Here is a 13,132-nt window from a genome sequence, read left to right as displayed (position 1 = left end):
GGAGCGCGTGCGCGGGGCCGGGACGCCGGTGCCGGGTGCCGGAGAAGCAGAGGGCCCCGGCGCCTTGCGGCGCCGGGGCCTGTCCTCCCCTTTGCTGACCCGGAGCCCCGAGCTCTCAGGGTCATTCCCCTCGGACCGTTTTCCCCGATCGGCCCGCCTCCCGTTGAAGATCTCCCCTCGGCCGCGCCGGTCAATCCTTGAGCGGAGTCACACGAACGAGGGGTGTTGGCGCCGGGAAAGGCTGTTTCGAAAGAGAGTTCGATAGCGTGCGGGGGTGCGTGACCGGTCCGGCCGGGGAGCCGGGGCGGAATCAACCCGAGCGGATTCAAGGGGGGTGCCAGGACCCATGGTGCGGCGCATCGACGTGACCGGCACGGGCGGAGTACGCCTGGCTGCCTGGGAGTTCGCGGACCCTCCCAAGACCCGGGAGGCGGAGGGCCCGCCGGGCGGCGTGCTCTTATTGCACGGCCTGATGGGCCGCGCCTCGCACTGGGCGGGCACCGCCCGCTGGCTCTCCGAGCGGCACCGCGCGGTCGCCCTCGACCAGCGGGGCCACGGCCAGAGCGAGAAGCCCCCCGAGGGCCCGTACACCCGTGAGGCGTACGTGGACGACGCGGAGGCCGCCCTCGTCCAGCTCGGCCTCGCCCCCGCCGTCCTCATCGGCCACTCCATGGGCGCCCTCACCGCCTGGCAGCTCGCCGCCCGCCGCCCCGACCTCGTCCAGGGCGTGATCATCTGCGACATGCGCGCGTCGGCTCTCGGCGCCGCGTCCCAGCGGGAGTGGGAGGACTGGTTCAAAGCCTGGCCGGTGCCGTTCGCGACGCTCGCGGACGTCCGCAAGTGGTTCGGCGAGGACGACCCCTGGGTGGAGCGCCCCAACCCCTCGCGCGGCGCGTTCTACGCCGAGGTCATGGCCGAGGGCGCGGACGGCTGGCGCCCCGTCTTCGACCCCGACCACATGCTCAAGTCCCGCGAGACCTGGGTCTACGACGCCCACTGGGACGACCTCGTCCAGGTCCGCTGCCCCGCCCTCGTCGTCCGCGGCCTGGACGGTGAGCTGGGCCGGGCCGAGGCGCAGGAGATGGTGCGGGTGCTGCCCCGCGGCGAGTACGCGGAGGTGGCGGACGCCGGCCACCTCGTCCACTACGACCAGCCGGAGGGCTGGCGCGCGGCGATCGAACCTTTCCTGGACGGGGTCCTGACGGGGTAGTGGGGCGCCCTCTCCGTTCTCGCACCCTTGTGGGTGGGGCGCCCTCCCGGGGGCTCTGCCCCCGGACCCCCTTGTCGCGCTTCGCGCTCGTCCTCAAACGCCGGACGGGCTGAATATCCCCCCGGGCGCGGGCTGAACGTCCCCGAGTCACGGGCTCAGGCGCTCCACCCGCCAGCCCGTCCCCCCGGCCGCCCCCTCCTCCCGCACGTACCGCAAGCGGTCGTGCAGCCGGTTGCTCCTGCCCTGCCAGAACTCCACCGTCTCCGGCACCACCCGGAAGCCGCCCCAGTGCGGGGGCGCCGGGACCTGTTCGCCCTCGGGGTAGCGGGCCGCCAACTCGGCGTAGGAGGCGTCGAGTTCGGCGCGGGAGGCGATGACCGTCGACTGGGCGCTGGCCCAGGCACCCAGCTGGGAGCCGTGCGGGCGGCTGCGGAAGTAGCGCACCGTCTCGTCGCGGCCGATGCGGGCCGCCGTGCCCGTCACGATGACCTGGCGCTGCATCGGGTGCCACGGGAAGAGCAGTGCGACGTACGGATTCTCGGCGAGCTCGCGGGACTTGCGGGACTCGTAGTTGGTGTAGAAGACGAAACCGCCGGCGCCCTCGCGGTCGTACCCCTTCAGGAGCACCGTGCGCGAGCTCGGGCGGCCCTCGGCGTCGGCGGTGGAGACGACCATCGCGTTGGGCTCGCGCAGCGCCCCGGACGGGCCCGCCGCCTCGGCCGCGGCCTCCTCGAACCAGCGCGTGAACTGCGTCATCGGCTCGCCGGGGAGATCCTCCTCGGCGAGGCCCTCGGCGGCGTACTGCTCGCGCATGGCGGCGACGTCGGCAGCGGGCACGGTGAAGTCGGGTGCGCGATCGGTCACGCCGTCATCTTGCCGCATGCGCACGGGCAGTCGGCGGGGTGTGAAACACCTCGGAGAGGTGACATGTGGCACTGAGTGCCGCGAACCATCGCCAACGCGGGCGTCAGCAGATATCGTCCAGCTTCCGTTCCGGTTGGGTGACCACCAGCCGCGCGGGGCATCACCGGGGTGAGCGAACGGACCGCGAGTCGCCCGAGTCGAGAGTGACGAGACCGCGTAACCGCCCGCGAAGCACCCCCTGCTGACACATGGTCAAAGCTCAAGGGTCACAGCTGCCACAGCCGCCCCCGTCGCACACATCATGAGGAGCCGCCTGATGTCCGACTTCGTACCCGGACTTGAGGGAGTCATCGCGTTCGAGACGGAGATCGCCGAACCGGATAAGGAAGGCGGTGCGCTCCGATATCGCGGCGTCGACATCGAGGACCTGGTGGGCCACGTCTCCTTCGGGAACGTCTGGGGCCTGCTCGTCGACGGCGCCTTCAACCCCGGCCTGCCGCCCGCCGAACCGTTCCCGATCCCGGTCCACTCCGGCGACATCCGCGTCGACGTCCAGTCGGCCCTGGCCATGCTCGCCCCCGTGTGGGGCCTGCGCCCGCTCCTGGACATCGACGAGGCGCAGGCCCGCGACGACCTGGCCCGCGCAGCCGTCATGGCCCTGTCCTACGTCGCCCAGTCGGCGCGCGGCCAGGGCCTGCCGATGGTGCCGCAGCGCGAGATCGACAAGGCCGAGACCGTCGTCGAGCGGTTCATGAAGCGGTGGCGCGGGGAGCCCGACCCCAAACACGTCCAGGCCGTCGACGCGTACTGGACGTCGGCCGCCGAACACGGCATGAACGCCTCGACGTTCACGGCCCGCGTCATCGCCTCCACGGGGGCGGACGTGGCGGCGGCGCTGAGCGGGGCGGTGGGCGCGATGTCCGGCCCGCTGCACGGCGGCGCCCCGTCCCGGGTCCTCGGCATGATCGAGGAGATCGAGCGGTCCGGGGACGCGGTGGCGTACGTGAAGCGCGCCCTGGACAAGGGCGAGCGGCTCATGGGCTTCGGGCACCGGGTGTACCGGGCGGAGGACCCGCGGGCGCGGGTGCTGCGGCGGACGGCGCGGGAGCTGGGCGCGCCGCGCTTCGAGGTGGCGGAGGCGCTGGAGAAGGCCGCCCTCGACGAGCTGCACGCACGCCGCCCCGACCGGGTGCTCGCCACCAACGTGGAGTTCTGGGCGGCGATCGTCCTCGACTTCGCGGAGGTGCCTGCGCACATGTTCACGTCGATGTTCACGTGCGCGCGGACCGCGGGCTGGTCGGCGCACATCCTTGAGCAGAAGCGCACGGGGCGGCTGGTGCGGCCCTCGGCGCGGTACGTGGGCCCCGGCTCCCGGAACCCGCAGGACATCGAGGGGTTCGCGGACATCGCGGACCGCTGACCCACGCGGGTACGGCGCGACGCCCCCGGTCCTCCTCGCGGACCGGGGGCGTGAGCTTGCTAGCAGGGCCGTACGGTGAAGACGTGGTACCAGTCGCCCTGCCTGTCATAGCTGTAGGGCGGGGGCGTCGTGTACAGGAGGTTGCCGTTGCGGCCGTACATCCGTGCCCGGCGGCCGGGGGTCTGGTCGTTGATCCACGAGCCGCCCCTGCGGTAGTTCATGGGATAGCTCTGGCAGTAGTACATCTGCGTCTCGTCGCCCTGGTAGAAGTCCTTCTCGTAGGCGCAGAAATAGCCGGAGTAGACGGGTCCGTCGAGGCAGTGGTCGACCGCCGCGCCCTTCGTGCCCGCAGGCGCGAGGCTGCGCGGGCGGGGCTCCCCGGGCAGGGCGACGAGTATCTCCCCCTTGCCGTTGAGGTCGATCTTGTTGAGCGCGACCTGGGTCCCGCCCGTCTTCTTCAGGTAGCCGTCCACCTTCGCCTGCACCGCACGGGTCTGCGCACTGGTCAGGTGCGCGGACTCGGCCTGCCGGGCGAAGGTCGACGCGGCCGGGGCCGCGGGACCCGCCTGGGCCGAGGCCACGCCCGCGCCGAGCATCAGCAACGCGCCTGCCGTCGCGACGGCGACACGGCCCTTGGTGACTGCCATGTGTTTCCCCCTGGATCTTCGCGGTTCTCCGCTGAAGCCGCCGCCCTTCGCGGCGCCCTCAGAAAGTGCCAGCGGGGACAAGTCACTTCGTCCACCCAGGAGTTGAGCCGGGGTAAACCCTCGCCGTAAACGCTACGGATTACGGTGGTTTCGGCCAAGAACGCCGTCGAGGATCGACGTCCACTGCGCCACCACCCGCTCCCGCCGCGCCCCGTCGTCGGTGAGGAGGTTCGCGAGGCCGAGGCCCCGCGCCATGTCCAGGAAGCCCTGAATGGTCTCCCGGACCCCGGGGACCGACTCGTCCGCGCCGAGGAGCTCCACCGCCATGCGGTGCGTCTCGCGGCCCACCCGGGTCTCCAACTCCCGTACGCGCTCGCTGAGCTGCTGTTCGTTCGACGCCGCCACCCACAGGTGGAGGGCCGCCCGGAACAGGGGGCCCGTGAACAGGTCGACCAGGCCCGCGACCGCCGCGGCCCGGTCCTGGGCCGGGAGCGCCCGCAGCGCGCCCGACCGCTGTTCGGCCACGTACTCCACCGCCGCCGTGAACAGGTCCTCCCGCGTGGGGAAGTGGTGCTGGGCCGCGCCCCGCGAGACGCCCGCCCGCTCCGCCACCACCGTCACCGTCGACCCCGCCCAGCCGTGCTCGGCCAGGCACGCCACCGCGGCCTCCAGCAGGCGCTGGCGCGTGGCCCGGCTGCGGTCCTGCTTCGGGCCCCGGTCGGCGCCCCGGTCGGCGGCGGTCACAGCACCCATGGGGGCTCCCGTCGTTCGAGGAACGCCGTCATGCCCTCCTGGGCCTCCGCCGAGCCGAAGAGCCGGGCGGAGAGGGCGATGAGGTCGTCCGCATGGTGGTCGAATGCGTCCAGAACCTTAGCCGTGACCAGCTTCTTCGTCTCGGCCAGGGCCCGCGGGGCGGACCTGCGCAGACCGTCCAGCACGGGTTCAAGGGCCGCGTCGACGTCCTCGGACGCCGCCGTGACCAGGCCGGTCCGCGCCGCCTCCACCGCGTCGAACCGCTCCCCTGTGAGGGCGTACCGGTCCAGCGCGCGGGGCTCGACGCGGGGCAGCAGCGGCATGGAGATCACCGCGGGGGCCATCCCGATCCGCACCTCCGTGAGCGCGAACGACGCCCCGGGCCCCGCCACCGCGATGTCGCACGCCCCGACCAGGCCCAGGCCGCCCGCCCTGACGTGCCCCGACACCCGCGCCACCACCGGCTTCGCCGACGCCACGATGGCGCGCAGCAGCCCCACGAAGGCCGCCGGGTCCGGGGGTTCCCTCAGGTCCGCTCCCGCACAGAACGTGCCGCCCGTGTGGGTGAGCACCACCGCACGCACCGACTCGTCCTTCTCGCACTCCCCGAGGAGGTCCGCGAGCCTGCGCACCAGCGCCGCCGAGAGCGCGTTGCGGCGCTCCGGCGCGCACAGCGTCAGCGTCGCGATGCCCCGGTCGGGGCCCGAGAGCTCAACTGGCATGTCACACCCCTTCGTTGACCGTTCGCTCAGTACGACTTCGGCAGGCCCAGCGACTGGTGCGAGACATAGTTGAGGATCATCTCGCGGCTCACCGGCGCGATCCGCGCCACCCGCGAGGCCACGATCAGCGAGGCGAGCCCGAACTCCTTCGTCAGGCCGTTGCCGCCGAGCGTGTGCACCGCCTGGTCGACGGCCTTCACGCAGGCGTCGGCCGCCGCCAGCTTCGCCATGTTGGCCGCCTCCCCCGCGCCCATGTCGTCACCGGCGTCGTACAGGAGCGCCGCCTTGTGCATCATCAGGCGGGCCAGCTCCAGGTCGATGTGGGCCTGGGCGAGGGGGTGGGCGATCGCCTGGTGGGCGCCGATGGGGGCCTTCCAGACGGTGCGCTCCTTCGCGTACTCGACGGCGCGCTGCACCGCGTACCGGCCCATGCCCACCGAGAACGCCGCCGTCATGATGCGCTCGGGGTTCAGGCCCGCGAAGAGCTGGAGCAGGCCCGCGTCCTCGTCGCCGACCAGGGCCGAGGCCGGGAGACGCACCTCGTCGAGCACCAGCTCGAACTGCTTCTCCGGGGCCTGGAGTTCCATGGGGATCTGGTTGCGCTGGAAGCCCTCCGCGTCGCGCGGGACGATGAAGAGGCAGGGCTTGAGGCTGCCGGTGCGGGCGTCCTCGGTGCGGCCCACGATCAGGGTGGCGTCCGCGATGTCGACGCCCGACACGAAGACCTTGCGGCCGGTCAGCAGCCAGTCCGCGCCGTCGCGGCGGGCGGTGGTGGTGATGCGGTGCGAGTTGGAGCCGGCATCCGGCTCGGTGATCCCGAAGGCCATCGTGCGCGAGCCGTCGGCCAGCCCCGGCAGCCACTCCCGCTTCTGCTCGCCCGTGCCGAAGCGGGAGATCACCGTCCCGCAGATCGCGGGCGACACGACCATCATCAGCAGCGGGCTGCCCGCCGCCCCCAACTCCTCCAGGACGATGGAGAGTTCGGCTATGCCCGCGCCCCCGCCGCCGTACTCCTCCGGCAGGTTCACGCCCAGGTAGCCGAGCTTCGCCGCCTCCGCCCACAGCTCGTCGGGGTGAGCCCCGGCCTGGACGACCCTGGTCATGTAGTCGCGGCCGTAGCGCTTGCCGAGGGCGGCGACGGCGGCGCGCAGCGCCTGGTGCTCCTCGGTTTCGAGGACGGTGCTCAGGGCGGGGCTCATGCGGGCTTCTCCTCCGTGACAGCGTCTGCGACGTCGGCATCCGCGACATCTACGACGGCGAGCAGGGCGCCGACCTCGACCTGGCGGCCGGGGGCGGCGTGCAGGGCGGTGAGCGTGCCGGAGGCGGGAGCGGTGACGCGGTGCTCCATCTTCATGGCCTCCAGCCAGAGCAGCGGCTGCCCGGCGGTGACCGGGGAGCCTTCGGTGAGTCCCTCGGCGACGCGGACGACGGTGCCGGGCATGGGGGCGAGCAGGGAGCCGGGGGCGGTCTGCTCGCTGGGGTCGGTGAAGCGGGGCAGGGCGGTGAGGGTCACGCCCCCGGACGCGCCCCCGACGTACACCCGGTCGCCGTCGCCGTACGCGGAGACCGGGAACTTCCTTTGCACACCTGCCACTTCGAGCACGACGAGCTCGCGGGTCGCGCTGACCACGCGGACGCCGTCGGCCGCCAGGCCCTCGCGGGTGTGCCGGTAGCGGACCTCGTGCTCGGTGCCGTCGGGCTCGGTGCGGTAGCGCTTGACCTGGTCCTGCGAGGGCAGGTTGCGGAAGCCGCCGAAGCGGGAGCGCCCGTGGGCGTCGGCGAGGGCGGCGGCCAGCGGCGCGCAGGGGTCGCTCTCGCGGGCGGTGAGCTCGGGCAGGTTGCGGTCGTAGAAGCCGGTGTCGGTGCCGCCCGCCGTGAACTCGGGGTGCCGCAGCGAGCGTACGAGCAGGTCGCGGTTGGTGACGGGGCCGTGCACCACGGTCCGCTCCAGGGCGCCCGCGAGTCTGCGGACGGCCTCCGCGCGGGTCGGGGCGTGCGCGACGACCTTGGCGAGCATCGCGTCGTAGTGGACGCCGATGGTGTCGCCGGACGCGTAGCCGGTGTCGAGGCGCACGCCTTCCGGGACGGCGAGCCGGTGCAGCGTGCCGGTCTGCGGCGCCCACCCGGCGGCCGGGTCCTCCGCGTACAGGCGGGCCTCCACGGCGTGCCCCCGGGGCTCGGGCCGCTCGGCGGGCAGCGGCTCGCCCTCGGCGACCTGGAGCTGGAGCGCGACCAGGTCGACCCCGAACACGGCCTCCGTCACGGGGTGTTCGACCTGGAGCCGGGTGTTCATCTCCAGGAAGTGCGCGCGTCCGCCGGCGACGAGGAACTCCACGGTGCCCGCACCCCGGTAGCCGGTGGCGCGGGCCGCCCGTACGGCCGACTCGTCGAGCTCGGCGGCAAGCTCAGGAGCCAGACCCGGCGCAGGGGCCTCCTCGATCACCTTCTGGTGGCGGCGCTGCAGCGAGCAGTCCCGGGTGCCGAGCGCCCACACCGTCCCGTGCGCGTCGGCCATGATCTGCACCTCGACGTGGCGGCCGCCCTCGATGTACGGCTCGACGAAGACCTCCCCGTCCCCGAAGGCACTCGCGGCCTCGGCCCGCGCGGCCGCCAACTCCTCCTCCAGGAGCTTGAGTTCCCGTACGACGCGCATGCCGCGCCCGCCGCCACCCGCCGCCGCCTTCACGAGCACCGGCAGATCGGACTCGCCCACCTCCCCCAGGGGCGCGATGCCCATGAGCTCCTTGGCGCGCGTCTTGGACGCCATCGCCTCGATCGCCTCCGGCGGCGGACCCACCCAGGTCAGGCCCGCGTCGATGACGGACCGGGCGAAGTCGGCGTTCTCGGAGAGGAAGCCGTAGCCGGGGTGGACCGCGTCGGCGCCCGCGGCCTGGGCGGCCTTCACGATCAGCTCGCCGCGCAGATACGTGTCCGCGGGCGCCGCCCCGGGCAGCCGCACCGCCGTGTCGGCCTCGCGCACGTGCAGCGCGTCCGCGTCGGCGTCGGAGTGCACGGCGACGGTGGCGATGCCGAGCTCACGGCAGGTGCGGAAGACGCGGCAGGCGATCTCGCCCCGGTTGGCCACCAACAGTGAAGCAATCATGGGGAGTTCCTCAGCGAAGTGGTCATGGGAGGTCGGGCGGGGCTCACATGCGGAAGACGCCGAAGCCGCCGCGGGCGCCCTCGTACGGGGCCGTGTGGATCGCGGACAGGCACAGGCCGAGGACGGTGCGGGTGTCTCGGGGGTCGATGACCCCGTCGTCGTAGAGGCGCCCGGACAGGAACGTCGGCAGGGACTCGGCCTCGATCTGCTGCTCCACCATGGCGCGAAGGCCCGCGTCGGCCTCGTCGTCGTAGGGCTGCCCCTTGGCGGCGGCGGAGGCGCGGGCGACGATCGACAGGACGCCCGCGAGCTGCTGCGGCCCCATGACGGCGGACTTCGAACTCGGCCAGGAGAAGAGGAAGCGCGGGTCGTACGCCCGCCCGCACATCCCGTAGTGCCCGGCCCCGTAGGAGGCCCCCATGAGCACGGACAGGTGCGGCACCCGCGAGTTCGAGACCGCGTTGATCATCATGGCGCCGTGCTTGATGATGCCGCCCTGCTCGTACTCCTTGCCGACCATGTAGCCGGTGGTGTTGTGCAGGAAGAGCAGCGGAATGTCCCGCTGATTGGCGAGCTGGATGAACTGGGCGGCCTTCTGGGACTCCTCGCTGAACAGCACGCCCTGTGCGTTGGCGAGGATGCCGATCGGGTAGCCGTGCAGCTCGGCCCAGCCCGTGACGAGCGAACTCCCGTACAGCGGCTTGAACTCGTCGAAGTCGGAGCCGTCGACGATGCGCGCGACGACCTCGCGCGGGTCGAAGGGGATCTTCAGGTCGCCCGGGACGATGCCGAGGAGCTCGTCGGCGTCGTACTTGGGCGGGGCGACGACCGCCGGGTCCGGATCGGCGTACGCCTTGCGCCAGTTGAGGCGGGAGACGACGCGGCGGGCCTGCCGCAACGCATCGTGCTCGTCAACCGCCAGATGGTCGGCGAGCCCGGACGTGCGGGCGTGCATCTCGGCGCCGCCCAGCGACTCGTCGTCGCTCTCCTCGCCGGTGGCCATCTTCACCAGCGGCGGACCGCCGAGGAAGACCTTGGCGCGCTCCTTGACCATGATGACGTGGTCGCACATCCCCGGGACGTACGCGCCGCCTGCGGTGGAGTTGCCGAAGACCACGGCGACGGTCGGGATCCCGGCGGCCGAGGACTGCGTGAGGTGCTTGAAGAGCGCCCCGCCCGGGATGAAGATCTCCTTCTGCGAGGGCAGGTCGGCGCCCCCGGACTCCACGAGGTGGATCGACGGCAGCCGGTTGGCGTGCCCGATCTCGTGCGAGCGGAACGCCTTCTTCAGCGTCCACGGGTTGCTGGCCCCGCCGCGCACGGTCGGGTCGTTGGCGGTGATCAGGCACTCCACGCCCTCGACAACCCCGATGCCGGTGACCATGGAGGCACCCACCGGGTAGTCGCTGCCCCAGGCGGCCAGCGGCGACAGCTCCAGGAACGGCGTATCGGGGTCGAGCAGCAGCTCGATCCGCTCCCGGGCGAGCAACTTCCCGCGCTTGCGGTGCCGTTGGACGTACTTCTCGCCCCCGCCCGCCAGCGCCTTGTCCTGCTCGGCGGCCAGCTCGGCGAGCTTGGCGAGCATGGCCTCGCGGTGGGCGGTGTAGTCGGGGTCGGCGGGGTCGAGGGCGGACGCGAGCACGGTCACAGCAGTACCTCCGGTATGTCCAGGTGGCGGGAGCGCAGCCACTCCCCCACCCCCTTCGCCTGCGGATCGAACCGCGCCTGCGCCGCGACGCCCTCGCCCAGCAGGCCCGTCACGACGAAGTTGAGGGCGCGGAGGTTGGGCAGGACGTGCCGCTCGACGGGCAAGTCGGCGGTCTCCGGCAGGAGTTCACGGAACCGCTCGACGGTCAGCGCGTGCGCGAGCCAGCGCCACGCCTCGTCGGAGCCGACCCACACGCCGATGTTGGCGTCCCCGCCCTTGTCACCGCTGCGGGCTCCGGCGACGCGGCCGAGCGGGGCGCGGCGGGTGGGCCCTGGCGCCAACTCGCGGGGCAGCTCCACCGGTTCGGGTGCCTCATCCCGTACGAGGGTGTCTTCTTCATCCCGTACGAGGACGGGGGTGCCGTCCGGGATCACGACCCGCTCCCCGTCCGGCAGCACCGCCACGTGCTCCACGCCCTCCCGCTCCACATACGCGGCCTCGAAGACCCCGTACGGCGCGCCCTTCCCCGGCGGCGCCGTCACGTGGAAGCCCGGGTAGGAGGCGAGGGCCAGCTCGATGGCGGCGCCGCTGAGGGTGCGGCCCACCGCGTCCGGGTCGGGGTCGCGGACGACCAGGCGGAGCAGCGCGCTGGCGGTCTCCTCCGTGGGGGCGTCGGCCCGGTCGGTGCGTGCGAGCTCCCAACGCACCTCCCTCGGGCGGGACTTGGCCCGGTCGAGGGCGTCCTCGATCTGCTCGCGCACCAGCGCGGCCTTGGCGTCGATGTCGAGCCCGGTGAGGACGAACACGACCTCGTTGCGGTGGCCGCCGATGCGGTTGAGGCCGACCTTGAGGGTCGCGGGCGGGGCCTCGCCGCGCACTCCGGAGACCCGTACGCGGTCGGGGCCCTCCTGGGTGAGGACCACGGTGTCGAGGCGGGCGGTGACGTCCGGACCGGCGTAGCGGGGCCCCTGCGTCTCGTAGAGGAGCTGCGCGGTGACGGTGCCGATGTCGACGAGGCCGCCGGTGCCGTCGTGCTTGGTGACGACGCAGGAGCCGTCGTCCTGGATCTCGGCGAGGGGGAAGCCGGGGCGGCGCACGTCGTGGCCGGTGAAGTGGGCGTAGTTGCCGCCGGTGGCCTGGGTGCCGCACTCCAGGATGTGCCCGGCGACGACGGCGCCCGCGAGCCGGTCGAGGTCGTCGGGCGCCCAGCCGAAGTGCCAGGACGCGGGCCCGGTCACGAGCGCGGCGTCGGTGACGCGCCCGGTCACCACGACGTCCGCCCCGGCCCGCAGACAGGCGGCGATGCCCTCGCCCCCGAGGTAGGCGTGCGCGGTGAGCGCGCCGGGGAAGCGGGCGCCGAGGTCCCCGCCCTCGACGTGCGCGACCCGCACGTCGAGGCCGAGCCGCCCCGCCAACTCCCTTACGGCGTCGGCCAGTCCAGCGGGGTGGAGGCCGCCCGCGTTGGCGACGATGCGCACCCCGCGTTCCTGGGCGAGCCCGAGGCACTCCTCCAGCTGCCGCAGAAAGGTCTTGGCGTACCCGAGCGAGGGGTCGCGCAGCCGGTCCCGCCCGAGGATCAGCATGGTGAGCTCGGCGAGGTAGTCGCCGGTGAGGACGTCGAGGGGGCCGCCGGTCAGCATCTCGCGCATGGCGTCGAAGCGGTCGCCGTAGAAGCCGGAGGCGTTGCCGATGCGGAGGACCGCGCCGGTCGGGGAGCCGGTCACCGGGCGGCGCCCTCGCCCCGGGCGGGCCGCCCGGCCCCCGGGGGCCCCGCGAACGCCTGCGCGATGTCCAGCCACCGGTCGGCGTCGGGGCCTTCGGCCCGTACCGCCAGGTCGTCGCGGTGCGCCCGCTGAGTGGCGAGCAGACAGAAGTCGAGCGCGGGCCCGGTCACCCGCTGGGCCGCGTCGCCGGGCCCGAAGGTCCACAACTCACCGGAAGGGGCCGTGAGTTCGATGCGGAAGTCGGCGTCGGGAGCTTCGAGCCCCCGCAGCTCGAAGGCGAAGTTCCGGGCCCGTACGGCGATCCGCGCCACATGCCGGAGCCGGTCGGTGGGCCGGCGCTCGACCCCGAGCGCGTCCGCCACGTCCTGGCCGTGCGCCCAGGTCTCCATGAGCCGTCCGGTCGCCATGGACGCGGCGGACATGGGCGGCCCGAACCAGGGGAAGCGCGTCCCGGCGGGTGCCTCGCGCAGCGCCCGTCCCAGCTCCTCGCGCCCGGTCCGCCACTGCTCGAGCAGCGCGGCGGGCCCGAGTCGCGCGAACGCGTCGGCTCCGTCGTCGACGAAGGAATCGGGGTGGGCGAGCGCCTTCTCGACCTCGCCCTTGAAGGCGTCGGTGTCAGTGAGGGCGTACCGGGCGGCCCGGTCGGTCCACGCGAGGTGGGCGATCTGATGGGCGACCGTCCACCCCTCGGCGGGCGTCGCGCGCGCCCACCCTTCCTCGGCCAACTCCCCTACAAGCTGGTCGAGTTCCTCGCTCTCGTCGCACAGATCACCGAAGACGGGCAGGACGTCGGACACGGAGCGCTCCCCTCGGGGCACGGCGGTATGCCGGGGAGCATGGCAGCGCTCACAGAAACAATCAAGCGTGCTTGGATTATTTTTCGGACAGCGGCTAGGTCCTGTCCGGCGGATCAGGCCGCAGGATTTCGAGCTGGCCCTTGCGTCGCCGGTGAGCGGGCTGTGGTGCGTGCAGCTGCAAGGCGGAGAAGGGAGTCAACGCGGAGCGTTGGCGAGCGACGACAACGCCGCAGATGTGCGTGCC

At 73.0% G+C, this 13,132-nt stretch carries 11 protein-coding genes; 2 read left to right on the top strand and 9 right to left on the bottom strand.

Annotation, left to right across the window (positions count from 1 at the left end; all coding sequences use genetic code 11):
• Positions 1–346 precede the first annotated feature (346 nt).
• Positions 347–1,210, top strand: coding sequence for an alpha/beta fold hydrolase (locus tag ACQB60_RS11930; protein WP_384835841.1), 864 nt, complete (start codon positions 347–349; stop codon positions 1,208–1,210).
• A 147-nt stretch (positions 1,211–1,357) separates the two neighbouring features.
• Here the strand turns inward: ACQB60_RS11930 and pdxH are convergent, their stop codons facing one another.
• On the bottom strand, positions 1,358–2,092 hold the full coding sequence (gene pdxH / locus ACQB60_RS11925) for a pyridoxamine 5'-phosphate oxidase (RefSeq protein WP_496925878.1): 735 nt from the start codon (positions 2,090–2,092) through the stop codon (positions 1,358–1,360).
• A 298-nt stretch (positions 2,093–2,390) separates the two neighbouring features.
• Between pdxH and ACQB60_RS11920 the strand changes: the two genes are divergently transcribed.
• A complete protein-coding gene (locus ACQB60_RS11920) occupies positions 2,391–3,494 on the top strand; it encodes a citrate synthase 2 (RefSeq protein WP_496925877.1) in 1,104 nt (367 codons plus the stop codon).
• Between the two features lie 59 nt (positions 3,495–3,553).
• On the opposite strand, the gene ACQB60_RS11915 is transcribed toward ACQB60_RS11920, so the two are convergent.
• The 8 genes from ACQB60_RS11915 to ACQB60_RS11880 form a co-directional block, all read right to left on the bottom strand.
• Positions 3,554–4,141 (bottom strand): peptidase inhibitor family I36 protein, encoded by a 588-nt coding sequence (locus ACQB60_RS11915; protein WP_496925876.1) that lies wholly within the window; start codon positions 4,139–4,141, stop codon positions 3,554–3,556.
• A gap of 132 nt (positions 4,142–4,273) precedes the next feature.
• The gene (locus tag ACQB60_RS11910; RefSeq protein ID WP_496925875.1) at positions 4,274–4,894 is read right to left on the bottom strand and encodes a TetR/AcrR family transcriptional regulator; all 621 of its coding nucleotides are present in this window, start codon (positions 4,892–4,894) and stop codon (positions 4,274–4,276) included.
• Positions 4,882–5,616, bottom strand: coding sequence for an enoyl-CoA hydratase family protein (locus tag ACQB60_RS11905; protein ID WP_496925874.1), 735 nt, complete (start codon positions 5,614–5,616; stop codon positions 4,882–4,884). The genes ACQB60_RS11910 and ACQB60_RS11905 overlap by 13 nt, the downstream gene beginning before the upstream one ends.
• Positions 5,617–5,642: 26 nt before the next feature.
• Positions 5,643–6,815, bottom strand: coding sequence for an acyl-CoA dehydrogenase family protein (locus ACQB60_RS11900; RefSeq protein ID WP_496925873.1), 1,173 nt, complete (start codon positions 6,813–6,815; stop codon positions 5,643–5,645).
• Positions 6,812–8,719, bottom strand: coding sequence for an acetyl/propionyl/methylcrotonyl-CoA carboxylase subunit alpha (locus tag ACQB60_RS11895; protein WP_496925872.1), 1,908 nt, complete (start codon positions 8,717–8,719; stop codon positions 6,812–6,814). The genes ACQB60_RS11900 and ACQB60_RS11895 overlap by 4 nt, the downstream gene beginning before the upstream one ends.
• Positions 8,720–8,762: 43 nt before the next feature.
• On the bottom strand, positions 8,763–10,367 hold the full coding sequence (locus ACQB60_RS11890; protein ID WP_496925871.1) for an acyl-CoA carboxylase subunit beta: 1,605 nt from the start codon (positions 10,365–10,367) through the stop codon (positions 8,763–8,765).
• Positions 10,364–12,091 carry an acyclic terpene utilization AtuA family protein gene (locus tag ACQB60_RS11885; protein WP_496925870.1) on the bottom strand — a complete coding sequence of 576 codons (1,728 nt, stop codon included), beginning with the start codon at positions 12,089–12,091 and terminating at the stop codon, positions 10,364–10,366. The genes ACQB60_RS11890 and ACQB60_RS11885 overlap by 4 nt, the downstream gene beginning before the upstream one ends.
• Complete coding sequence (locus ACQB60_RS11880; RefSeq protein ID WP_496925869.1) at positions 12,088–12,888, bottom strand: TIGR03084 family metal-binding protein; 801 nt, start codon at positions 12,886–12,888, stop codon at positions 12,088–12,090. Before ACQB60_RS11880 ends, ACQB60_RS11885 begins: the two co-directional genes overlap by 4 nt.
• Positions 12,889–13,132 lie beyond the last annotated feature (244 nt).

The sequence above is a fragment of the Streptomyces odontotermitis genome, assembly GCF_050510915.1.
In the GTDB taxonomy this organism is placed as follows: Bacteria; Actinomycetota; Actinomycetes; order Streptomycetales; family Streptomycetaceae; genus Streptomyces.
The sequence above is the reverse complement of the archived record's forward strand: the minus strand, read 5'-3'. Positions and strand labels throughout refer to the sequence as shown.

Coding starts and splice junctions, on each gene's coding strand:
- ACQB60_RS11910 (WP_496925875.1), bottom strand. CDS start 4,894: ATGGGTGCTGTGACCGCCGCCGACCGGGGCGCCGACCGGGGCCCGAAG.
- pdxH (WP_496925878.1), bottom strand. CDS start 2,092: ATGCGGCAAGATGACGGCGTGACCGATCGCGCACCCGACTTCACCGTG.
- ACQB60_RS11895 (WP_496925872.1), bottom strand. CDS start 8,719: ATGATTGCTTCACTGTTGGTGGCCAACCGGGGCGAGATCGCCTGCCGC.
- ACQB60_RS11905 (WP_496925874.1), bottom strand. CDS start 5,616: ATGCCAGTTGAGCTCTCGGGCCCCGACCGGGGCATCGCGACGCTGACG.
- ACQB60_RS11920 (WP_496925877.1), top strand. CDS start 2,391: ATGTCCGACTTCGTACCCGGACTTGAGGGAGTCATCGCGTTCGAGACG.
- ACQB60_RS11915 (WP_496925876.1), bottom strand. CDS start 4,141: ATGGCAGTCACCAAGGGCCGTGTCGCCGTCGCGACGGCAGGCGCGTTG.
- ACQB60_RS11930 (WP_384835841.1), top strand. CDS start 347: ATGGTGCGGCGCATCGACGTGACCGGCACGGGCGGAGTACGCCTGGCT.
- ACQB60_RS11900 (WP_496925873.1), bottom strand. CDS start 6,815: ATGAGCCCCGCCCTGAGCACCGTCCTCGAAACCGAGGAGCACCAGGCG.